Origin of the sequence: Nocardioides sp., from assembly GCF_036401255.1 — a bacterium.
Lineage (GTDB): Bacteria > Actinomycetota > Actinomycetes > Propionibacteriales > Nocardioidaceae > Nocardioides.
Genome location: NZ_DASWVI010000259.1, coordinates 1 through 20670 on the forward strand (window position 1 = coordinate 1; position 20670 = coordinate 20670).

Annotated in this window: 25 protein-coding genes; 14 read left to right on the top strand and 11 right to left on the bottom strand. The window is 71.8% G+C overall.

Annotation, left to right across the window (positions count from 1 at the left end; all coding sequences use genetic code 11):
* From VGD85_RS11780 to VGD85_RS11795, 4 genes are all read left to right on the top strand, one after another.
* On the top strand, positions 1-1486 hold a 1486-nt coding region (locus VGD85_RS11780; RefSeq protein ID WP_331063633.1), incomplete at its 5' end, for a CYTH and CHAD domain-containing protein.
* 140 nt (positions 1487-1626) lie between these two features.
* Positions 1627-2367 carry a hypothetical protein gene (locus VGD85_RS11785; RefSeq protein ID WP_331063634.1) on the top strand — a complete coding sequence of 247 codons (741 nt, stop codon included), beginning with the start codon at positions 1627-1629 and terminating at the stop codon, positions 2365-2367.
* Positions 2368-2376: 9 nt separating this feature from the next.
* Positions 2377-3180 (top strand): hypothetical protein, encoded by an 804-nt coding sequence (locus tag VGD85_RS11790; RefSeq protein WP_331063635.1) that lies wholly within the window; start codon positions 2377-2379, stop codon positions 3178-3180.
* 40 nt (positions 3181-3220) lie between these two features.
* Positions 3221-3934, top strand: a complete 714-nt coding sequence (locus VGD85_RS11795; protein WP_331063636.1) for a hypothetical protein — start codon at positions 3221-3223, stop codon at positions 3932-3934.
* Here the strand turns inward: VGD85_RS11795 and VGD85_RS11800 are convergent.
* The 4 genes from VGD85_RS11800 to VGD85_RS11815 form a co-directional block, all read right to left on the bottom strand.
* Positions 3918-4544, bottom strand: coding sequence for a carboxymuconolactone decarboxylase family protein (locus VGD85_RS11800; protein ID WP_331063637.1), 627 nt, complete (start codon positions 4542-4544; stop codon positions 3918-3920). The genes VGD85_RS11795 and VGD85_RS11800 overlap by 17 nt on opposite strands.
* Positions 4545-4585: 41 nt before the next feature.
* On the bottom strand, positions 4586-5140 hold the full coding sequence (locus tag VGD85_RS11805; protein WP_331063638.1) for a hypothetical protein: 555 nt from the start codon (positions 5138-5140) through the stop codon (positions 4586-4588).
* Positions 5140-5745: a transposase gene (locus VGD85_RS11810; protein ID WP_331063639.1), complete on the bottom strand. Its 606-nt coding sequence runs from the start codon at positions 5743-5745 to the stop codon at positions 5140-5142. The genes VGD85_RS11805 and VGD85_RS11810 overlap by 1 nt, the downstream gene beginning before the upstream one ends.
* A gap of 70 nt (positions 5746-5815) precedes the next feature.
* Positions 5816-6331, bottom strand: coding sequence for a class I SAM-dependent methyltransferase (locus tag VGD85_RS11815; RefSeq protein WP_331063640.1), 516 nt, complete (start codon positions 6329-6331; stop codon positions 5816-5818).
* Between the two features lie 77 nt (positions 6332-6408).
* Between VGD85_RS11815 and dapB the strand changes: the two genes are divergently transcribed.
* On the top strand, positions 6409-7155 hold the full coding sequence (dapB, locus tag VGD85_RS11820; RefSeq protein WP_331063641.1) for a 4-hydroxy-tetrahydrodipicolinate reductase: 747 nt from the start codon (positions 6409-6411) through the stop codon (positions 7153-7155).
* A 133-nt stretch (positions 7156-7288) separates the two neighbouring features.
* Complete coding sequence (locus VGD85_RS11825; protein WP_331063642.1) at positions 7289-8875, top strand: M4 family metallopeptidase; 1587 nt, start codon at positions 7289-7291, stop codon at positions 8873-8875.
* A 52-nt stretch (positions 8876-8927) separates the two neighbouring features.
* On the opposite strand, the gene VGD85_RS11830 is transcribed toward VGD85_RS11825, so the two are convergent.
* Positions 8928-9647, bottom strand: coding sequence for a TetR/AcrR family transcriptional regulator (locus tag VGD85_RS11830; RefSeq protein WP_331063643.1), 720 nt, complete (start codon positions 9645-9647; stop codon positions 8928-8930).
* A 96-nt stretch (positions 9648-9743) separates the two neighbouring features.
* On the opposite strand from VGD85_RS11830, the gene VGD85_RS11835 reads away from it, so the two are divergent.
* Entirely contained in the window at positions 9744-10133 is a 390-nt protein-coding gene (locus tag VGD85_RS11835; protein WP_331063644.1) for a VOC family protein, read from the top strand.
* Positions 10134-10192: 59 nt separating this feature from the next.
* On the opposite strand, the gene VGD85_RS11840 is transcribed toward VGD85_RS11835, so the two are convergent.
* Positions 10193-11251 carry a zinc-dependent dehydrogenase gene (locus tag VGD85_RS11840; protein ID WP_331063645.1) on the bottom strand — a complete coding sequence of 353 codons (1059 nt, stop codon included), beginning with the start codon at positions 11249-11251 and terminating at the stop codon, positions 10193-10195.
* Between the two features lie 224 nt (positions 11252-11475).
* On the opposite strand from VGD85_RS11840, the gene VGD85_RS11845 reads away from it, so the two are divergent.
* A complete protein-coding gene (locus VGD85_RS11845; RefSeq protein WP_331063646.1) occupies positions 11476-13497 on the top strand; it encodes a PTS mannitol transporter subunit IICBA in 2022 nt (673 codons plus the stop codon).
* A gap of 27 nt (positions 13498-13524) precedes the next feature.
* On the opposite strand, the gene VGD85_RS11850 is transcribed toward VGD85_RS11845, so the two are convergent.
* The 4 genes from VGD85_RS11850 to VGD85_RS11865 all read right to left on the bottom strand — a co-directional run bounded on the left by VGD85_RS11850 (position 13525) and on the right by VGD85_RS11865 (position 15408).
* The gene (locus VGD85_RS11850) at positions 13525-13824 is read right to left on the bottom strand and encodes an AzlD domain-containing protein (protein WP_331063647.1); all 300 of its coding nucleotides are present in this window, start codon (positions 13822-13824) and stop codon (positions 13525-13527) included.
* A complete protein-coding gene (locus tag VGD85_RS11855; RefSeq protein ID WP_331063648.1) occupies positions 13821-14540 on the bottom strand; it encodes an AzlC family ABC transporter permease in 720 nt (239 codons plus the stop codon). Before VGD85_RS11855 ends, VGD85_RS11850 begins: the two co-directional genes overlap by 4 nt.
* A gap of 24 nt (positions 14541-14564) precedes the next feature.
* On the bottom strand, positions 14565-14783 hold the full coding sequence (locus VGD85_RS11860; RefSeq protein WP_331063649.1) for a hypothetical protein: 219 nt from the start codon (positions 14781-14783) through the stop codon (positions 14565-14567).
* 67 nt (positions 14784-14850) lie between these two features.
* A complete protein-coding gene (locus VGD85_RS11865) occupies positions 14851-15408 on the bottom strand; it encodes a GNAT family N-acetyltransferase (RefSeq protein ID WP_331063650.1) in 558 nt (185 codons plus the stop codon).
* A gap of 87 nt (positions 15409-15495) precedes the next feature.
* Between VGD85_RS11865 and paaA the strand changes: the two genes are divergently transcribed.
* From paaA to VGD85_RS11895, 6 genes are all read left to right on the top strand, one after another.
* Positions 15496-16428, top strand: a complete 933-nt coding sequence (gene paaA / locus VGD85_RS11870; protein WP_331063651.1) for a 1,2-phenylacetyl-CoA epoxidase subunit PaaA — start codon at positions 15496-15498, stop codon at positions 16426-16428.
* On the top strand, positions 16425-16706 hold the full coding sequence (gene paaB, locus VGD85_RS11875; RefSeq protein ID WP_331063652.1) for a 1,2-phenylacetyl-CoA epoxidase subunit PaaB: 282 nt from the start codon (positions 16425-16427) through the stop codon (positions 16704-16706). The genes paaA and paaB overlap by 4 nt, the downstream gene beginning before the upstream one ends.
* Positions 16703-17446 carry a 1,2-phenylacetyl-CoA epoxidase subunit PaaC gene (paaC, locus tag VGD85_RS11880; protein WP_331063653.1) on the top strand — a complete coding sequence of 248 codons (744 nt, stop codon included), beginning with the start codon at positions 16703-16705 and terminating at the stop codon, positions 17444-17446. The genes paaB and paaC overlap by 4 nt, the downstream gene beginning before the upstream one ends.
* Complete coding sequence (gene paaD / locus VGD85_RS11885) at positions 17443-17937, top strand: 1,2-phenylacetyl-CoA epoxidase subunit PaaD (protein ID WP_331063654.1); 495 nt, start codon at positions 17443-17445, stop codon at positions 17935-17937. The genes paaC and paaD overlap by 4 nt, the downstream gene beginning before the upstream one ends.
* Positions 17938-19005 carry a 1,2-phenylacetyl-CoA epoxidase subunit PaaE gene (gene paaE / locus VGD85_RS11890; protein ID WP_331063655.1) on the top strand — a complete coding sequence of 356 codons (1068 nt, stop codon included), beginning with the start codon at positions 17938-17940 and terminating at the stop codon, positions 19003-19005.
* A 131-nt stretch (positions 19006-19136) separates the two neighbouring features.
* Positions 19137-20144 carry an aldo/keto reductase family protein gene (locus tag VGD85_RS11895; protein ID WP_331063656.1) on the top strand — a complete coding sequence of 336 codons (1008 nt, stop codon included), beginning with the start codon at positions 19137-19139 and terminating at the stop codon, positions 20142-20144.
* 21 nt (positions 20145-20165) lie between these two features.
* Here VGD85_RS11895 and VGD85_RS11900 read toward each other — a convergent pair.
* On the bottom strand, positions 20166-20670 hold a 505-nt coding region (locus VGD85_RS11900), incomplete at its 5' end, for a DUF3043 domain-containing protein (RefSeq protein WP_331063657.1).

The window sequence follows — 20670 nt, forward strand, 5'->3', positions numbered from 1 at the left end:
GCCCGACCTCTCCGGCGTGCCCGGAGTCGCCGGGGTCAGCCAGGTCGAGGAGGTCGACCAGACGGCGACGTACGTCGACACCGAGGACCTCGCGCTCCTCGGGGCCCGGATCACGTTGCGCCGCCGGACCGGCGGGGTCGACGACGGGTGGCATCTGAAGCTGCCCGCGGGCGACGGGGCCCGAGAGGAGGTCCACGTCGGGATCGCCGACGCGGCGGACCCGGACGAGCCGGCCCCGGTGGAGCTGATCGACCGGGTGCGCGCGATCGTCCGCGACCACCCTCTGGGGCCCGTCGCGGTGCTGCGCACCCATCGGCGGATCCACCGGCTCCTGGGCCCGGCCGGCGAGACCCTGGCCGAGCTGTGCGACGACCGGGTGGAGTCCAGCAGGCTCGTCGGCGCGCCGGGGACCGATCGGTGGCGGGAGTGGGAGCTCGAGCTCGTCGACGGTGCGCCGGACCTGCTCGACGCGGCCGAGCCCGCGCTGCTCGCGGCCGGTGCCGTGCCGTCGGCGAGCGCGTCCAAGGTCGGCCGGGTGCTGGCACCGTCCGTCCCGGCGCGAGGGGGGTGGCGGTTCGCCGAGCAGGTCGGGGCGAAGGCCTCCACCGGCGAGGTGCTCCTGGCCTACCTGGGCGAGCACCTCCAACGACTCGAGCGCGAGGACCGGCGGCTGCGTGCCGGCGACCAGGAGGGCGTCCACCAGCTGCGCATCGCGGCCCGACGGCTGCGCTCGGCGCTGGCGGCGTACGCCGTCGTCCTCGAGCCGTCCGAGACCCGCTCGCTGCGCGAGGAGCTGCGCTGGCTCGGGCAGGTGCTCGCACCCGCCCGCGACGCCCAGGTCATCCGCGAGCGCCTCGGCGGGCTCGTCGAGGGGCAGGCCGACATCCTGGTGCTGGGACCGGTGACCCGTCGGATCGACGACGACCTCCGTGCGGCGTTCCGGTCGGGACGCGAGGCGGCCGACGAGCACCTCGCCAGCTCCCGGTACTTCCGGCTCCTGGACCGGCTGGAGGCGCTGCTGGACGATCCGCCGCTGCTGGAGGATGCCGCCCGCCCGGCCCGGGAGCTGCTGCCGGAGCTGCTGCGCCGCGACCTCAAACGGGTGCGCCGGCGGCATCGCGCCTACCTGGCGGCGGACTCCTCCGACCGGCGCGACCGGGCCCTGCACGACGTCCGCAAGGCCGCCAAGAGGCTGCGCTACTCCGCTGAGATCGCGCTCCCGGTCTTCGGCGACCGCGCGGCGGAGCTGGCCGCCCGCGCCAAGGCCGTGCAGCAGGTGCTCGGCGAGCACCAGGACACCGTCGTGGCCCGGCAGACGCTGCGCGATCTCGGCGTCCGCGCCCACCTCGGTGGCGAGAACGGGTTCACGTTCGGCCGGTTGCACGCCCTGGAGGAGTCGCACGCCGCCGACCTGGCCCGTCGCTACCTCGAGGTCTGGGAGGACCTGCCGCGGCCGTCCGGGCTGCGCTCCTGGCTGCGCGGCTGACCGAGCCGCCGCTCGAGCCCGACCGCCCACGACCGGACGCCTCGCGCAATGCCCCGAGCGGGCGGTATCCCCGGCCGGCTCGGCGCCTCCTCGTATCAACCGGTCCCACTCACGGGGCCGAGGATCCCGGGAGGAGAGCCATGAGTCTCACCGAAACCAGCGAGGTCTTCGTCGCCGTCGAGGAATCGGCGCTCAACGACCTCATCACCGCCGTGTGCGGCACCAGGCCGCACCTGCTCAACTACGGGTCACCCGCGTTCGTGCCCGGCAGCAGCGTCTCCGCCACCCAGATGGCGCCGATCCCGTTCCCCGGGTCGCCCGGGCTGCAGTGGTCGGTGCGGCTGACCACGCCCGTGCTGGACCTCTTCAAGCAGGACCAGACGCTGCCGCCCGAGCTGAGCCTCGGGGCCGGCCAGTTCAGCCTGTCGACGAAGGTCCGGCTCTGCGTCGACTGCGCGTCCCGCGGTCGGAACGAGCCGCCGGGCGAGGACCCCAAGGGCCACGACCACCAGGGACACGACCACCAGGGACACGACCACCCGGGCGAGGACCAGCAGTGGCCCGACGACCGGGACGACTGGGGCAAGGCCCGCAACCCGATGTGCTGCACGCTCGACGTCTTCGCGGTCGGACACCTGGTCAGCACGTGGGCCGGTGGTCAGCGGGCGGTCGGCTTCGCCCTCGACGCGGTCGAGATCGTCGACATCGAGCCGAACGCGCTCGAGTCGGTGATCGAGTGCCTGCTGACGATGGTCCTGCGCTCGGTGCTCGCCACGCTGTCGCTCCCCGTCACCGCGCTCGAGCTGGGCGCGTTCACCCTGACCCCGACCGTGGGTCCCCTGATCGACGTCAACCGCGTGCTCGCCCGCGGCGACTTCTAGGAGGCAGTCATGTCAGAGATCATCGCCGCCATCGACGAGGCCGCGGCCCAGCAGCTGTTCGACACCGAGGTCGCGGGCCTCGGACCCCAGTCCACGAGCGGGTCGTCGTCCCTCGGACCGTTCTCGGTGTCGTACGCCGTCAGCGGGACCCTCTCGAACGGGACGGTCGACCTGATCGCGCCGGCCACCATCGAGATCGCCGACCTCCGGCTCGACTGGCACGTCGACCTGACGTTCCAGCTCGACATCGGTGACTTCATCCCCGACATCCACATCCCGCAGGTGTGCATCCACATCCCGTGCGTCGGCACGGTCTGCACGCCGAGCATCGACATCGTCTGGCCGACCGTGACCGTCCCGGTCTCCTTCGGCGACTACCTGTTGACCACCGTCGACCTCGGCGTCGCGCTCAGCCTGGTCGCGGGGGTCTGGAAGGTCGAGGGCATCGTCCAAGGCGTGCCGAGCCTGCAGTTCGGCGCGTCGACGGCCGCGCTGCTGGCCGCCATCGGCCTGGCCGTCTCGGCCGCCGTCGCGTGGGTGCCGCTCATCGGGCCGTTCCTGGCCGTGCTGGTCGGTGCCGTGGTCGCAGCCATCGGGGTCGCGGGGCTGACCGGCCTGCTGGGACCGATCATCACGCCGTTCGTCTCGGGCACCCGGTTCCCGATCACCGAGATCCCCGCCCTGTTCGAGGTGCTGCCCGCGTCCGGGCCCTTCGACCCCGCCGTGTTCGTGACGGTCGACAGCCTCGGCGCCGAGGTCCAGAACAACCCGCCCGAGGACGAGCTCGTCGTCCTCGCCGACATCCACCCGTGAGGAGCCTGCCATGAGGAGCACTGCGATGAGGAGCGCTGCGATGAGGAGCACCGCCATGACCGAGAACCTGGACAGCCGAGCCCTGCGCAACACCGACTGCTACGGCCAGCGGTTCATGAAGCCGGGCACCTACGCCTACGCCCTCGCTCCCGCCGGCGCCGCGGGCGCCGGCGGCGAGTTCCCGTACGTCGTCGAGGTCGTCGAGCGGGCCGGCAAGCGCGAGCGGGACATGCAGCAGACGATCGTCAGGGTCCGCTTCGTCAAGGAGCGCCACGGCGAGTGCTGCGACGAGCGCTACGCCGACCCCGGTCGCTTCGTGCCCGACCAGGAGCGCGTGACGGTCGAGGCGGGCGACATGGTGCTCTGGAACTCACCCGACGCCGCGACCCGGCCGTTCGTGGTGGACGGGCAGAAGGAGTTCCTCGGCAGCTCCGCGCTGACCAACGAGTGCGGCTACACCCACGTCTTCCGGACGCCGGGGGAGCACGAGTACGTCGACGCGAACGGCTCGGGCCTGCGCGGGATCGTCCGGGTGGCCGATCCCGCGCCGCGCAACGCCGAGGAGCTCCGGGCCTGGCAGGCCCGCCTGGGTGAGGGCGCGCTGGTGATGATCAACGACGCGCGGCCCGAGCCGGCCGAGGTCGAGGTCGTGCTGGGACAGACCGTGTTCTTCGCGGTCGTCAACGGCCCCGGCGTGACGATCACGGACGCTGCCTTGGTCGCCGGGGGCGCGACGGTCACCGGCGCTGCGTAGGGGCGGAGTCGACGGGCGGCCGCTCGGCGAGCGGCCGCATCCCGCACGCGGCGGCGAACCCGTCGGACTCGATGCCGAGCGCCACGTTGCCCCGGGTGGTCATGTTCGCGAACGAGATGACCGAGGTGAGCTCGACGAGGGCGGCGGGGCCGATCGCCTCGTGCAGCCGGTCGACCAGCTCGTCGGTCACGGTCGGCGGTGTCTGGCTCATCGCCTCGGCGTACTCCAGGACGTCACGCTCCAGCGGTGTGAAGACGTCGACCTCCCGCCACCGCGGGATCTCGCGCGCCTTGTCCACGTCGAGCCCCTTATTGCGGGCCTCGAAGTAGTTGAAGTCCAGGCACCACGTGCAGCCGACGAGCGAGGCGACCGCGATGTGGGCGAACGACTTCAGCTGCTCGTCGCAGGCGTCCCACTTCTGCAGCTTGCTGCCGAGCCCGGAGGTGGCGAACAGGACCGGGGGGTTGTGCCAGAAGACGCCGACGGCGGTCGGGACCTGGCCGAGCTTCTTCTCGACCATCCGCTTGACGAGGGCGCCCTTGACGCCGGTGATCTCGGCCGGAGGGATGCGGGTCGTGTGGTCGGTGTTCGAGGTGGGTGTCGTGGTCATGCCCTCAAGACACCGGCGCACCCCGGATTGTGACAGCGTCGCTAGCGCGCCAGCAGCACGACACCGGCGCAGCCGCAGGACCACAGCACGCTGGTGAACGTGCCGATGATGAAGCGCTCGGCGGCCCCGGTGCGTACGCCGTCCTCGGCGGCTCGGAGCTCGGGGTAGCGCCCCAGGCCCTTGACGGCGAGGACCACCGCGAGCCCCTCGGGCCAGCCGGCCACCAGGGCGGCGAAGATCGCGAGGCGCTCGAGCGCCCCGATCCAGGCCCCGCCGCGCAGCACCCGTCCCGCGGTCCGCATCGACTCCTGTGGCACCTCGCGCCGGTCGACCAGGTCGAAGACCAGGGCGGTCAGCGGGCCGCCGCCGGCGGTCGCCAGTGCCCCGCCGAGCAGCCCCAGCACCGTGAGCAGGCCTCGGCCCTCGACCTGGACCTCCGGCGGTGCCGCGGCGACGATCCCGGCGGCCAGGAGCAGCAGCAGGCCCGCCGGTGCCCAGATCCTGCGGGCCGCGGCGGCCGCCCAGGCGGCGACTGCGCACACCAGGCCGGCGGCCAGCAGCACCAGCACCAGCGCACCCCAGTTCTCGGCGCTCATCACGTCTCCTCCAGCAGGGTCCGGGCGAGCACGGCCGCGAGCTCCTCCGCGCGCCGGGCCTCCACGATGCCCGCGGCCTGGGCGCGCTGACTGACGGCGGACTGGCTGATGCCGAGGCGGTGACCGGCATCGGCGTAGGACATGCCCTGCGCGACGAGGTCGGCCACCTCCCAGCCTCGGGTCGTCCGCCGGCCGAGCACCGCGGCCCACAGCCACAGCGTGGTCTCGAGGGCGCGTCCGGCCCATGGGGCGCTCGCGTGGTCGGCGAGGACGCGCACGTGCCACGGGCTGGTCTTCGCCTCCGAGACGGCCGTGCGCGCCTGCAGGTACGCCGGCCCGCGGCCGGCGCGCGCATGGTCGGGGAGCGGCTCCTCGACCGCGCCGACGCCGATGCCGACGTACCACCCGTCGTCGCGCAGCAGCTCGCCGACCGCCGCGGCGACCGCGTCGGGGTCGTCGAGGACGCCCTGGAACTCGTCCCCGGCGGTGCGTTCGAACGGCAGCAGGGTGGGCAGGGGCGCCAGCCGGGACAGGGTGGCGGGGATCCGGTCCGCGGAGTGGCGGCTGCCGCGCTGGTCCACGGTGAGCACGATCGCGGTCGTCATGAGGCTCCTTCCTGGAGCCGAGGCTACATAAGGAAAAAACCTTATGCAAGGCACAGTGAAGGAAATACCCTTAACGGCGGCCGATGATGCCGACGACCGGCGGCGCCTTCTGGTTCACGACCGAGACCCGGAAGCCGCCCCCGGCGAGGGCCTCGGACGCCTTGGTCACGATGGTGGGGACCAGCTCGGGCCGGTTGGCCTCGTAGAACAAGAACACCTCGCCGCCCGGGACGACCCGCTCGTGCAGCAGGGCGACCTCGTCCGCGCAGGCGCGCACCCAGAACAGGTTGACGTTGAACGCGAACACCTTGTTGAGCCGCTTGACCGGCACCCGCAGGGTCGCCAGGTCGATCTGTCGCACCGTGAGCCGGCCGGACTCCACGAAGCGGGCGCAGCGGCGCTTGGTGCGATCGACGCCCGACTCGGAGCGGTCGATCGCGAACAGCTTGCCGGTCTCCAGTCGCTCGCAGATCAGCTCCGCGCCGGCGCCGGGTCCGCAGCCGATCTCCAGGATGTGGTCGGACGGCTGGACATTCATGATGTCCACCGCCCACCTGATCCGGGGCGGGATCGTCTGCACTGCCATGACCACAGACTGCCAGACCCGGTCCGGCCCCGGGAGGACCGCCTCGCCTGGGAGCCGCACCCTAGTAGGTTGGCGGCGTGATGAAGGTGGGTGTGCTCGGTGCGCGGGGCAAGGTCGGCTCGGAGGTCTGCCGTGCGGTCGCGGAGGCGGCCGACATGGACCTGGTCGCCGAGGTCGACGCCGGCGACGAGATCGACGCGCTGGTGAGCGCCGGTGCGCAGGCGGTCGTGGACTTCACCCACCCCGACGTGGTGATGGACAACCTCGAGTTCTGCATCGACCACGGCATCCACGCGGTGGTCGGCACGACCGGCTTCGACGACGCCCGCCTCGACCAGCTGCGCGGCTGGCTCGCCGACTCACCGAGGACCGGCGTACTGGTCGCCCCGAACTTCTCGATCGGCGCGATCTTGATGATGCGGTTCGCCGCGGTCGCGGCGCCGTTCTTCGAGTCGGTCGAGGTCGTCGAGCTCCACCACCCGACCAAGGCCGACGCCCCCTCGGGCACCGCGCGGCGTACGGCGCAGCTGATCGCCGCGGCGCGTCGGGAGGCCGGTCTCGGACCGGTGCCGGACGCGACCTCCACGTCGCTGGACGGCGCGCGCGGCGCGGACGTCGACGGGATCCGGGTGCACGGGCTCAGGATCCGGGGCCTGGTCGCGCACCAGGAGGTGATCCTCGGTGGGGTGGGGGAGACCCTGACGATCCGGCACGACTCGCTGGACCGGGCCTCGTTCACCCCGGGTGTCCTCACCGGGCTGCGGGCCATCGCCGACCACCCCGGGCTCACCGTGGGGCTGGAGCACTTCCTCGACCTGGCGTGATCGACCGGAAGACGTCCGCTTCTGCACGTTCCTGCATTGCAGGAATCCGCAGGTAGCGGGGCATTCCACTTCTCGTTGTCTCGGGTGAGGCTTCGTCTCCCAAGCCTCACCCCACCACGAGAAGGACCCACACATGCGCAGAATCTCGGGCGTCGCGACCGCGGCTGTTCTCGCCCTCACCGCTGTCGGCTTCCAGACCGCCGGCAGCCAGGCCGCCACCGAGCGGCCCACCGCGGTGCAGGCCCTGCGGGCCCACCCCGGCGCGGCCCTCGCCAGCGACGGCACCGCCTTCCACGTCACGGACACGGTGACCGACGCCGACGGCGCCACCCACGTCCGGATGGACCGCACCTACCGCGGCCTGCCGGTCCTCGGCGGCGACCTGGTCGTCCACCGCGGCGCGCAGGCCGGCTGGCGGGGCGTGAGCCAGACCCTCGACCGCGCGGTGCGGGTCTCGACCAAGCCGGCCGTCAGCGCCGACCGCGCGGCCGCCCGCGCGCTGGCCCCGGCCAAGGCGACCCGGTCGATCCGGGGCCTGGAGAAGGCGGGCGCCCCCCGCCTGGTCGTCGACGCGACCAGCGGCACCGCGCGCCTCGCCTGGGAGGTGCTGTCCGGGGGCACTCAGAAGGACGGCACGCCGAGCCGCCTCGCGACGTACGTCGACGCCAAGTCCGGCGCGGTGATCCGCCGCGAGGAGCAGATCCAGACCGCGGACGGGTCGGGCCAGTCGCTCTACTCCGGCACCGTGCCGCTGCAGCTGACGCTCTCGGGCTCGACCTACCAGCTCAAGGACCCGACCCGCGGCAACACCTACACGACCGACATGGGCAACGCGTCCGACTCGCTGGGCTGCCAGTACTTCGGCATCAACTGCAAGGCCGGCACGCTGTTCACCAGCACCGACAACCTGTTCGGCAACGGCTCGACGAGCAGCCGGGAGTCCGCCGGCGTCGACGCGCAGTACGGCACGAACATGACGTGGGACTTCTACAAGTTCACGTACGGCCGCAACGGCATCTTCGGCAACGGCTCGGGCTCCTACAACCGCGTCCACTACGGCAAGAACTACGTCAACGCCTTCTGGGATGGCACCAAGATGACGTACGGCGACGGTGACGGCACCAACTACGGTCCGCTGGTCTCCCTCGACGTGGCGGGCCACGAGATGTCCCACGGCGTCACCGAGAACACCGCCGGGCTGAACTACTCCGGCGAGTCCGGCGGCCTCAACGAGGCGACCTCGGACATCTTCGGCACGATGGTGGAGTTCTACGCCGCCAACGCGAGCGACCCGGGCGACTACCTGATCGGTGAGGAGTTCGACCTCAAGAACCACGTCGGCTTCCGCCGGATGGACAACCCCGCCTCCGACGGCAGCTCGTTCAACTGCTGGTCCTCGACCGTGGGCAGCGCGGACGTCCACTACTCCTCGGGCGTGGGCAACCACTTCTTCTACCTGCTCGCGGAGGGCTCGGGCGCCAAGACCATCGGCGGCGTCGCGCACAACAGCCCGACCTGCAACGGCTCCAGCGTGACCGGCATCGGCCGCGCCGCGGCGAGCGCGATCTGGTACCGCGCGCTCACGGTCTACATGACCTCGAGCACCAACTACTCGGGTGCGCGCACCGCGACGCTGAACGCCGCCAAGGACCTCTACGGCGCGGGCAGCACCCAGCAGAACGCGGTGGCCGCCGCGTGGAGCGCGGTCAGCGTCAACTGATCCAGCACGGACGGCAGGGCGGTGACCGCGACGGTCACCGCCCTGCTGTGTGTCATCGGACCAGCGCGGCGAGGCCGTCGAGCACCCGGGCGAGGCCGAAGTCCCAGGCGAGCGTCGCGTCGGACGCGCCGCCCATCGCCTCGCCGGCGGCCGCGCCCACGGTCTGCGCGAGCGGGTGCCGGTCGCCGAGGTACGCCGCCAACCGGACGCCCCACTCCGGCCAGTGCTCGGCGAGGTCGGCGGCGTGCGGGCGCGGGCGCATCGCGACGGCGCCGGCCCGCGCGAAGTCGAGGACGAACCGCAACGCGGCGTCGCACGTCACGGGGTCGAGCCGCAGCGGCGTGAGTGCCTCGAGCTCGTGGTCGTACTTCGCGATCGTGCCGGGTCCGAGCGCCGTCCGCTCGTCGGCCACGTCGGCGAGCCACGGGTGGGCCTGGATCAGCGCCAGGTTGGCCTCCGCGACGAGCCGCACCCGGCTGCGCCAACCCAGCCGGCCGTAGGGCGGCCGGTCCATCCGCGCGTGCGCCTCGTCGGTCATCAGCACCAGCAGGTCGTCGCGGCTGTTGACGTGCGTGTAGAGCGACATGGCCGACACTCCGAGCGCGTCCCCGAGCCGCCGGATCGTCATCGCCTCCAGCCCCTCGGCGTCGGCGAGCCCCACCGCGGCGTCCACGACGGCGCCCGTCGAGACCCGGGCGCGCGGCCCGCGGCTCCCGCCGGCCGGGGCGTCGGGGTGGTCGCGCCAGAGCAGGTCGATCAGCGGCCGCGGCACGGATCCTCCATGTCGGGAATCATTCCAGAACGATATACGTTGTACGTCGTACAAGGTTGATCCGAGCGGCGGGTCGACCTGGACGAGGGGAGTCACATGCAGATCAAGTCCACCGCGGTCTCGCTCAACGTCGCGGACGTCGACGCGTCCGCCCGCTTCGCCGCCGAGCACTTCGGGTTCACCGAGGCGATGTCCGCCGACGGGTTCGTCTCGCTCGCGCACCCGACCGCCGGCGTCAACGTCGTGTTCCTGCGCACGGGGCTGGCGACGTTCAGGCCGCAGGAGATCGCCGGCCCGGCCGGCCAGGGGCTCCTGATCGCCTTCGAGGTCGACGCGCTCGACGCGGAGTTCGAGCGGATCTCCGCCGCCGGGGCGCGGGTGATCACGCCCCCGGAGACCGAGCCGTGGGGTGAGCGCTACTGCCAGTTCGCCGACGACAACGGCCTCGTCTGGCAGCTGGTCGAGTGGGTCGCGGCGCCGGAGTGAGCGCATGACGGAGGAGGGCGGTGGCCGTGGTGGTCACCGCCCTGCCTCGGTCAGAACACCTAAGGCTCGCCGGTGACCTTGATCGCCTCGCCGTTCTGGACGATCGAGAAGGCGTCGAGGACGTCGGTGAGGGGGATGTGGCGGGTGATCAGGTCCTTGACCGGGACCTGGCCGGTGGAGATGTACTCCAGGGCGCGCTTGTTGTGCTCGGGGGCCGAGCCGTTGGCGCCGTGGATGTGCAGCTGGCGGTAGTGGACGATGTTGGAGTCGCAGGTGATCGTCGGGTTCGTCTTCGGCAGGCCGCCGAAGAACGAGATCCGGCCGTTGCGGGCGGCCATCGCGATGGCCTGCTCCTGGGTGATGTTCGCGGCGGTGGCGGTGATGACCACGTCCGCGCCGCGTCCGCCGGTGAGCTCCATGACCTTCTCGACCACGTCGACCTCCGAGCCGTTGATGGTCTCGTCGGGCTGGACGGCGGCGGCGGACATCGCAAGCCGGTCGGCGTTGACGTCGACGAGGTAGACCGGGCCGGCCTGGTGGACGCCCCGGGCGATGCGGATGTGCATGCACCCGATCGGGCCGGCACCGAAGACCACGACCGTGTCGCCCGGCTCGATCCCGAGCAGCTCCTGGGCGTTGATCGCGCACGCGAACGGCTCGGCCGCCGAGGCCTCGTCGTACCCGACGTTGTCGGGGATCCGGTTGAGACCGTCGACCTTGAGCACCTGCTTGGGCACGATCATGTACTCGGCGAACCCGCCGTCGTACTGGTAGCCCATCGAGGTCTGGTTCTGGCAGACCGCCATCCAGCCCTTCTGGCACTCGTAGCACTCGCCGCAGGGGACGGCCGCGATGACCTGGACGCGGTCGCCGGCCACCCAGCTCGAGCCGTACGTCGCGTTGACGTCCGCGCCGACCTCGACGACCTCGCCGGCGATCTCGTGGCCGATGGTCCGCGGCGGTGTGAGGTTCTGGTGGCCGTTGTGGAGGATCTTCACGTCGGTGCCGCACGTGGAGCAGTTGCGCATGCGCAGCTTGATCTCGTCGGGGCCGCACGTCGGCTCCGGCACCTCCTCGAGTCGCACGTCCTCGGGTGCGTAGAAGCGCAGGGCCTTCATGTGGTGTCTCCTCGTCGGGGGGCGGGTTCGATGTCTGCCTACCGTAGCACCGTTTATCTTCGTTTATCTGTGAACATGTTGCTCTAGACCCTTGACGGGGCGTTTTTCGCGGAGATATACAGGCAATCACAGATTCGCCATGGCGCTCGTCACACCCGTGCCGGCCGCTCGGCGACAAGGTCCGACCAGCCTGCGGAGGCTGGCGCCTCAGGAGGAAGAGCAGCATGGCCACAGCCACGCAGACGCCGGCCGAGCGAACCTCGGCCCGCGTCCACGTCCAACGCTTCGGCACGTTCTTGTCGAACATGGTGATGCCCAACATCGGTGCGTTCATCGCATGGGGCCTCATCACCGCGATGTTCATCGAGGTCGGCTGGCTGAATCTCGGCGGCGGCGACCACGGCTGGCTCAGCCCGAACAGCTGGGTCGCCCACATCGGCGGCTGGGGCAACTGGGCGGACGGCGCCAACGGTGGGGGCATCGTCGGCCCGATGATCACCTACCTGCTGCCGATCCTCATCGGCTACACCGGCGGCAAGATGATGTACAACGACCTGGTCCGCGGTGGCGTCGTCGGCGCGATCGCGACGTTCGGCGTGATCGCCGGCACCAGCGTCCCGATGTTCATGGGCGCGATGATCATGGGCCCGCTCGCGGGCTGGAGCATGAAGCACATCGACGGTTTGTGGGCCGGCAAGATCAAGCCCGGCTTCGAGATGCTCGTCGACAACTTCTCCGCCGGCATCTGGGGCGGCATCCTCGCGACGTTCGGGTTCTTCGCCCTCAGCGACGTGCTCACCTGGATCTCCGACCGGCTCGGTGACGGTGTGGAGTTCCTCGTCGAGCACGACCTGCTGCCGTTCGCCTCGTTCGTCATCGAGCCCGCGAAGGTGCTGTTCCTCAACAACGCCCTCAACCACGGCGTGCTGACCCCCCTGGGTCTCAACGAGTCGGCCGAGAGCGGCAAGTCGATCCTGTTCCTGCTCGAGGCCAACCCGGCCGCCGGTATCGGCCTGCTGCTGGCGTACTCGATCTTCGGCAAGGGCCTGGCCAAGGCGTCCGCGCCCGGCGCCGCGATCATCCACTTCTTCGGCGGCATCCACGAGGTCTACTTCCCGTTCGTGCTGATGAAGCCCAAGCTGATCCTCGCGATGATCGCCGGTGGGTTCACCCAGATCCTGATCAACGTGATCTTCTCCAGCGGTCTGCGCTCGCCCGCGGCGCCCGGCTCGGTCTTCGCGGTCTACATCTCGGCGCCGACCGACCTGAAGAACCTCACGGGAGTCACGCTCTCGATCATCGGTGGCGCAGCGGCCTCGTTCTTCGTCGCGGCGATCCTGCTGAAGACCGACAAGACGATCGAGGCCGAGGACGAGCTGGTCAGCGCCACCGCCTCCATGGAGGCCATGAAGGGCAAGAAGTCCGTCGCGTCCTCGCTCGTCGGCGGCTCGGCGGCGACCGGCCACGCGGGCCCGATCAACCACATCGTGTTCGCCTGCGACGCCGGCATGGGCTCCTCCGCGATGGGCGCCTCGGTGCTGCGCAAGAAGATCCACGGCGCCGGGTTCCCCGAGGTCACGGTGGTGAACAAGGCCATCGCGAACCTGACCGACGAGTACGACCTCGTCGTCACGCACCAGGACCTGACCGCGCGGGCCCAGCTGAAGACCAGGTCGGCGATCCACGTGTCGGTCGAGAACTTCATGGGCAGCCCGCGGTACGACGAGATCGTCGAGCTGGTCCGTCAGCACAACGGCGCCGCGGCGCCGGCGTCGGTCGGCTCCGCCGACGGAGAGGAGCCTGCTCTAGCGGGTGGTCTCCTGAGCCCCGAGGCGGTCGTCCTCGACGCGCCGGCGGAGTCGCGCGACGCGGCGATCACCCGCGCGGGTGAGCTCCTCGTCGCGGTCGGTGCGGCCGGTCCGGCGTACGTCGACGCCATGCACCTGCGGGAGACCTCGGTCTCCACGGCGATGGGCAACGGGCTGGCGATCCCGCACGGCACCAACGAGGCCAAGGGCTCGGTGTCGCGCACCGCGATCTCGTTCGTCCGCTACCCCGAGGGCATCGACTGGAACGGCAAGCCGGTGAAGTTCGTCATCGGCATCGCCGCTCTCGGCAACGAGCACCTCAAGCTGCTCGGTCGGATCGCGGAGATCTTCGTCGACCCGACGCAGGTCGCTCGTCTCGAACAGGCGACCTCGGTCGCCGACGTGATGGCCGTGCTGGGTGAGGTCCAGCCGGCCTGAGCGGGGGAGTGGCGGCGCTGGCCCGGGTCACAGCATCCGGACCAGCGCCGCCACGAGCGCGGCGCCGAACACCACCACGAGGAACGGGGCCCGCACCACCAGCAGCACCACCGCCGCCGCCAGCCCGGCGGCGCGCGCGTCCAGCACCAGGTCGTGACCCCGGGCCACGACCTGGACCGCGACCAGCGCGGACAGCAGGGCCACCGGGATCAGGTCGGCGATCCGCTCGACCAACGGGCGTTCGAGCACCCGAGGCGGCACCGACAGCCCACCCAGCTTCAGCAGGTAGCAGCCGACCGCGGCGACGAGCACCGCCGCCCACATCATCGGCCCTCCTCCGGCCGGCCGCGGCTCAGCGCGCCGGCGACCAGGGCCACGCCCGCCGCCGCGAGCACCGGCACCCCGGCGGGCACGAGCGGTACGACGCCCAGTGCGACCGCAGCGGCGAGCGCACCGACCCAGCGGTGCCAGCCGGTGTGCAGCCGCGGCCAGAGCAGCGCCAGGAACGCGGCGCCGACGGCGGCGTCGAGGCCGTAGGTGCGCGGGTCGCCCAGCGCGTTGCCGGCCAGCGCGCCGCCGACGGTGGCGAGGTTCCACAGCACGAACACGGCGCCCCCGGTCCAGGTGAACGCGAGCCGCGCCGCGGGCACCGAGTCGCGGGTCACCGACATCGCCGTCGACTCGTCGATGAGCACCTGCGCGCCCAGCGCCCGCCGCCACCCGGTCCACGCCAGGAGCGGCGCCATCCGCAGCCCGTAGAGGGTGTTGCGGGTGCCGAGCAGCAGCGCGGTCAACGCACCCGACAGCGGTGCCCCGCCGGCCGCGACGACGCCCACCAGCGCGAACTGGCTGGCCCCGGTGAACACCAGCAGCGAGAGCGCGCACGTCTGCGCGACCGAGAGGCCGGCGGCGACGGAGACCGCCCCGAAGCCGACGCCGTACGCACCGGTGGCGACGCCCACGGCGAGGCTGTCGCGGATGATCGACGAGCGCTCAGCCGGTGACAGTGGCGACGCTGCGGGATCGAGGGGGGCGTCGGTCACGCCCCGACCGTAATGGGTGCGCGGTCAGTGCCGGCGCACCCGCACCGCCCGCGGACGGTGGTGGAAGTCGTGCAGCAGCACGTAGCCGAGCAGCAGCCCGGCGAGGCCTCCCCAGGCGGCGCCGGCCGCGGCGGCGACCGGCACGGTGGAGAAGTGGGCGATCCAGATGCCGGATGCGATGCCGACCGCGAGGACGGTGGCGAGGACGAGCAGGCGGTGCAGTGCCGGGAGTGGACCGATCACGAGTGGCCCCCGTTCTGGAGTGGATCTCCATCGTGCACCCCTGGCCCGGGATTTCAAGAGGAGGAGCCTAAGAGAGTGCTGTGTGCAGCCGGACCTGCTTGACCCGGGTGGTCCCCTCGCCGTCGAGGTCGAGCTCGCGGTGGGCGCTGTCGGGAGCCCAGCCGGCCTCGGCGAGGAAGCCGCGCAGGGCGTCGTCGGTCGCCATCGTCCACGTCACCGCGCGGGTGAACCGGTCGGCCTGCATGGTGTCGATCGCGGCCTGGAGGAGGCGGGAGCCGTGGCCGCGACCGCGCTCGCCGGGGTCGACCGCGATCTCGCGCAGCTCGGCGTCGGCCACCGGGTCGCAGTCGGGGTCGCTGGCGGGCGTGGTGATCGCGAGCCCGACCACCCGGTTGCGCTCGAGGGCCACCAGCACCCGGTTGCGGGCGTCGCGCGGCTGGGTGAGGGACGCCCGCCACGCCGCGGCGGCGGACTCCACCTGGTCGGGGCCGGGGAGCGCCTCGGCCGGCACGATGCCGGCGTACGTCTCGCGCCAGGTGCGCAGCTGGACCTCGGCGATCGCCGGGGCGTCATCCGCCCACGCGACGCGCACCGAGACGTCGGCGGAGGGGCCGGGAGTGCTCATGCCGCCATCCTGACAGCCGGGTCGCGGTGTTACAGCACCGCGCTCGGCGGGCTGTGATCTGTAACACGTGGTGGTAGCGTGCGCCGCATGTCCAGCGCCGAGACCTTCGAGGAGCTGCTCGCCGACGACGGCCGGGTCGAGCCCCGCGACGAGATGCCCGACGCCTACCGGCGCACGCTGGTGCGCCAGATCGCCCAGCACGCTCACTCCGAGATCATCGGCATGCAGCCGGAGGGCAACTGGATCAGCCGGGCGCCGAGCCTGCGCCGCAAGGCGATCCTGATGGCCAAGGTGCAGGACGAGGCGGGCCACGGCCTCTACCTGTACGCCGCCGCCGAGACGCTCGGTGTCGACCGCGAGGACCTGCTCGACCAGCTGCACACCGGCCGGCAGAAGTACTCCTCGATCTTCAACTACCCGACGCTCACCTGGGCCGACGTCGGTGCGATCGGCTGGCTCGTCGACGGCGCGGCGATCGTCAACCAGGTGCCGCTGTGCCGCTGCTCCTACGGGCCCTACGCCCGCGCGATGGTCCGGGTCTGCAAGGAGGAGTCGTTCCACCAGCGACAGGGCTTCGAGATCCTGCACACGCTCTCGCGCGGGACACCGGCGCAGCGGGCGATGGCGCAGGACGCGGTCGACCGCTACTGGTGGCCGGCGCTGATGATGTTCGGCCCGCCCGACGACGACTCGCCCAACTCCGCGCAGTCGATGGCGTGGGGGATCAAGCGGTTCTCCAACGACGAGCTGCGCCAGCGCTTCATCGACATGACCGTCCCGCAGGCCGAGGCGCTCGGGCTGACGCTGCCCGACCCGAACCTGCGGTGGAACGAGGACCGCGGACACTACGACTCCGGGCCGATCGACTTCACCGAGCTGTTCGAGGTGATCAAGGGCAACGGCCCGTGCAACGCCCAGCGGATGGCGCACCGGGTGCGCGCCCACGAGGAGGGCGCCTGGGTCCGGGAGGCCGCCTCGGCGTACGCCTCGAAGCACACTGCCCGGGAGGACGTGGCGTGAAGGACTGGCCGTTGTGGGAGGTGTTCGTGCGCTCGCGCCGGGGCCTGTCCCACGTGCACGTCGGGTCGCTGCACGCTCCCGACGCCGAGATGGCGCTGCGCAATGCCCGCGACGTCTACACCCGCCGCCAGGAGGGGGTCTCGCTGTGGGTGGTCCCGTCGGCGCAGATCGTCGCCTCCGAGGCCGACCAGCGCGAGTCGTTCTTCGACCCGGCGGGCGACAAGGTCTACCGGCACCCCACGTTCTACGAGATCCCCGAGGGTGTGGAGCACCTGTGAGCGCCGTGTTCGAGTACGTGCTCGGCCTCGCCGACGACGCGCTGGTCTCGGCCCAGCGGACCGGCTGGTGGATCAGCCGCGCGCCGCAGCTGGAAGAGGACCTGGCGCTGGCCAACATCGGCCTCGACCAGCTCGGCCAGGCCCGGGGCCTGCTCGCCCGCGCCGGCGAGGTCGAGGGTGCCGGGCGGTCCGAGGACGACCTGGCCTACCTGCGCGACGAGCGGGAGTTCCGCAACGTCTGGCTGGTCGAGCGCACCCAGAGCGACTTCGGGGTGGCGATGGCGCGGCTGCTGGTGCTCTCGGCCTGGCAGTGCGAGCTGTACGCCGCCCTCACCCGCAGCGCCGACCCCGGGCTGGCCGCGGTGGCCGGCAAGGCCGTCAAGGAGGTGGCCTACCACCTCGACCACGCGAGCCACTGGGTGCTGCGGCTCGGCGACGGCACCGACGAGTCGCACCTGCGGATGCAGGCCGCCCTGGACGCGGAGTGGCCCTACGTCGAGGAGCTGTTCGGCCCGGTCGACCCTGACCTGCTCGACGCGGGGATCGCCGCCGACCCGGTCGCGTTGCGGCCGGCGGTGCTCGGCCGGGTCGAGCAGGTGGTGCGTGAGGCGACCCTGTCGGTGCCTGAGGTGACCCCGGCGCGCGGCGGCGGCCGGCTCGGCCTCCACACCGAGGAGCTCGGCTACCTGCTCGCGGAGATGCAGCACCTGCACCGGTCGCACCCGGGGGCGACGTGGTGACCCCGGCGGGCTCGATCCAGGGTGCCGCCTGGAAGATCGCGGCCGACGTGCCCGACCCGGAGCTGCCGGTCGTGACGATCGCCGACCTCGGGATCCTGCGGGACGTCACCGAGGACGACCAGGGTCGCGTGCACGTGCAGATCACCCCGACGTACTCCGGCTGCCCGGCGATGGAGACGATCCGCGCCGACCTCATCGAGACGCTGACCGCGGCCGGCTACTTGCGGGTGGACGTGGAGTTCGTGCTGTCGCCGGCGTGGACCACCGACTGGATGACCGAGGACGCCAAGCACAAGCTCGCGGCCTACGGGATCGCGCCGCCGAGCGCCCGCGTCGCCGACGGGCCGGTCCCGGTCGCGCTGGCCGTCCGCTGTCCGCGGTGCGGGAGCCTGGACACCCGCGAGTCGAGCCGGTTCGGGTCGACGGCGTGCAAGTCGCTGTGGGTCTGCCGCTCCTGCCGCGAGCCGTTCGACCACTTCAAGGCCCTCTGAGTGTCGGCCACCTTCCACTCGCTGCGGGTCGCGGCGATCGACGAGCTCACCGACGACGCGGTCGCGCTGACCTTCGAGGTGCCCGACGGCCTCGGCGACGCGTTCGCGTTCGCGCCCGGCCAGCACCTCTCGATCCGCGGGGGAGACGACGTACGCCGCTCCTACTCGCTCTGCACGCCGCCGTCCTCGGGGGTGCTGCGCATCGGGGTGAAGCGGCTGCCCGGCGGCGCGTTCAGCCAGGGCGTCGTCGACGGCCTGCGGGTGGGCGACCACCTGGACGTGATGACCCCGGCCGGTCGCTTCACCGCCACGGTCGACCCGACCGCCCGGCGTACCCACGTCGCGATCGCGGCGGGATCGGGGATCACGCCGGTGCTCTCGATCGTCGCGGCGCTCCTCGAGGGCGAGCCGGAGTCGTCGGTGCTGCTGATCTACGCCAACCGCACGCACCGCTCGGTGATGTTCCTCGACGAGGTCCACGACCTCAAGGACGCCCACCCGGGCCGGCTCCAGGTCGTGCACGTGCTCTCGCGGGAGCCGCAGGAGGTCGAGCTGTTCTCCGGACGGCTCGACGGCGCCCGGCTCGAGCGGATCCTCGGCGCGCTGCTGCCCGGCCCGGTCGCCGAGGTCGACCAGTGGTACCTCTGCGGGCCGCAGCAGCTGGTCACCGACCTCCGCGCCACGCTCGCCGGGCTCGGCGCCGATCCGGCGCGGGTGCACAGCGAGCTGTTCCACGCCGACCCGGTGCAGCGCGTGCCGGTCGCGGCGCTCGAGGGTGCGCCGGAGGGCACGGCGCGGGTGACGGTCCGGCTCGGCGGCCGGTCCTCCGACCTGGACCTGCGACCCGACGACGTGCCGGTGCTCGAGGCGGCCCTGCGGGTGCGCTCCGACCTGCCGTTCGCCTGCAAGGGCGGCGTCTGCGGGACCTGTCGCGCCCGCGTCGTCGAGGGCACCGTGGTGATGGACGCCAACTGGGCGCTCGAGCCCGACGAGATCGAGCGCGGCTACGTGCTGACCTGCCAGTCGCACCCCACGTCGGACCGCGTGGTGGTCGACTTCGACGGCTGACTGATGCCGCGGGGTGACCGTTCGGCGTCGAGTGACGTGAAGTGGTTGAGATCTGGGCAGATGTCCAGCCAGTGGGCGTCACTCGACGGGCGAGGACCGGCCGCGTGGAGGCGCCCACTAGTGTCGCGAACATGGAGATTCGCAACCTGGGCAAGAGCGGTCTGAAGATCTCGGCGATCGCCTACGGCAACTGGCTGACCCACGGGTCCCAGGTCGAGGAGGACGCCGCGACGGCCTGCGTCCGGCAGGCGCTCGACGAGGGCATCACCACCTTCGACACCGCCGACGTCTACGCCAACACCGCGGCCGAGTCGGTGCTCGGTCGGGCGCTGAAGGGCGAGCGTCGCGAGGGCCTGGAGATCTTCACCAAGGTCTACTGGCCGACGGGGCCGGGCAAGCACAACGACCACGGCCTCTCCCGCAAGCACATCATGGAGTCGATCAACGGCTCCCTGACCCGGCTCGGCACCGACTACGTCGACCTCTACCAGGCCCACCGCTACGACGACGAGACGCCGCTCGAGGAGACGATGGAGGCCTTCGCCGACGTCGTCCGGCAGGGCAAGGCGCTCTACATCGGTGTCTCGGAGTGGCGTGCGGAGGACATCCGCCGCGCCCACGCGCTGGCCCGCGAGCTGAGGATCCCCCTGGTCTCCAGCCAGCCGCAGTACTCCATGCTCTGGCGGGTCATCGAGGCCGAGGTCGTGCCGACGTGCGAGGAGCTCGGCATCGGCCAGATCGTCTGGTCGCCGATCGCCCAGGGCGTGCTGACCGGCAAGTACCTCCCGGGCCAGGCGCCGCCGGCGGGCTCGCGGGCCACCGACGACAAGGGCGGCGCGAACATGATCAGCCGCTGGCTGCAGGACGACGTCCTCGAGCGGGTGCAGCAGCTCAAGCCGATCGCCGAGGAGGCCGGCCTGACGATGGCCCAGCTCGCGGTGGCGTGGGTGCTGCAGAACGACAACGTCTCCGCGGCGATCATCGGTGCCAGCCGGCCCGAGCAGGTCACCGACAACGTCAAGGCCGCCGGCGTACGTCTCGACGAGGCGACGATGAAGGCGATCGACGAGGTCGTGGACCCGATCGTCGAGCGCGACCCGTCCCAGACCCGCACCCCGCGCCGCAGCGAGCTGCTCTGAGGTCCAGGTCGCCGAGGTCGGTCAGCGGTAGTGCTCGGGGAGCCGCTGGCCGATCTTGACCTGGGCCTTGGGCAGCCGCATGAACTTCATCTGCAGGGCCCGGGTGATCGCGTAGTAGGACACGCCCTTGGTGGGGCTGGCGGGGAAGCGCCGGGCGTACTCGCGGCGCACCCGGAACCGCAGCACGACCATGTCGAGGAGCACCAGCAGCACGGTGACCATCAGCATGGTGTTGCCGATCTGGGCGAGCTGGCTGTTGCCGGAGTAGCCCAGGATCATGGTCACGAGCAGCAGCGGGATCACCAGCTCGATCAGCGAGAACCGGCTGTCGACGAAGTCGCGCAGGAACCGCCGCTCCGGTCCGCGGTCGCGTGCGGGGTAGTAGCGCTCGTCCCCGGACTTCATCGCCTGGCGCACCGACTTGCTGGACTCGGTGCGGGCGGCCCGCTGGGCGGCCAGCTGCTCCTTGCGGGTGCGCGGCGCCTTGGCGCGGGCGCGCGCGGCGGCCTCGGCCTCGCGCCGGGTC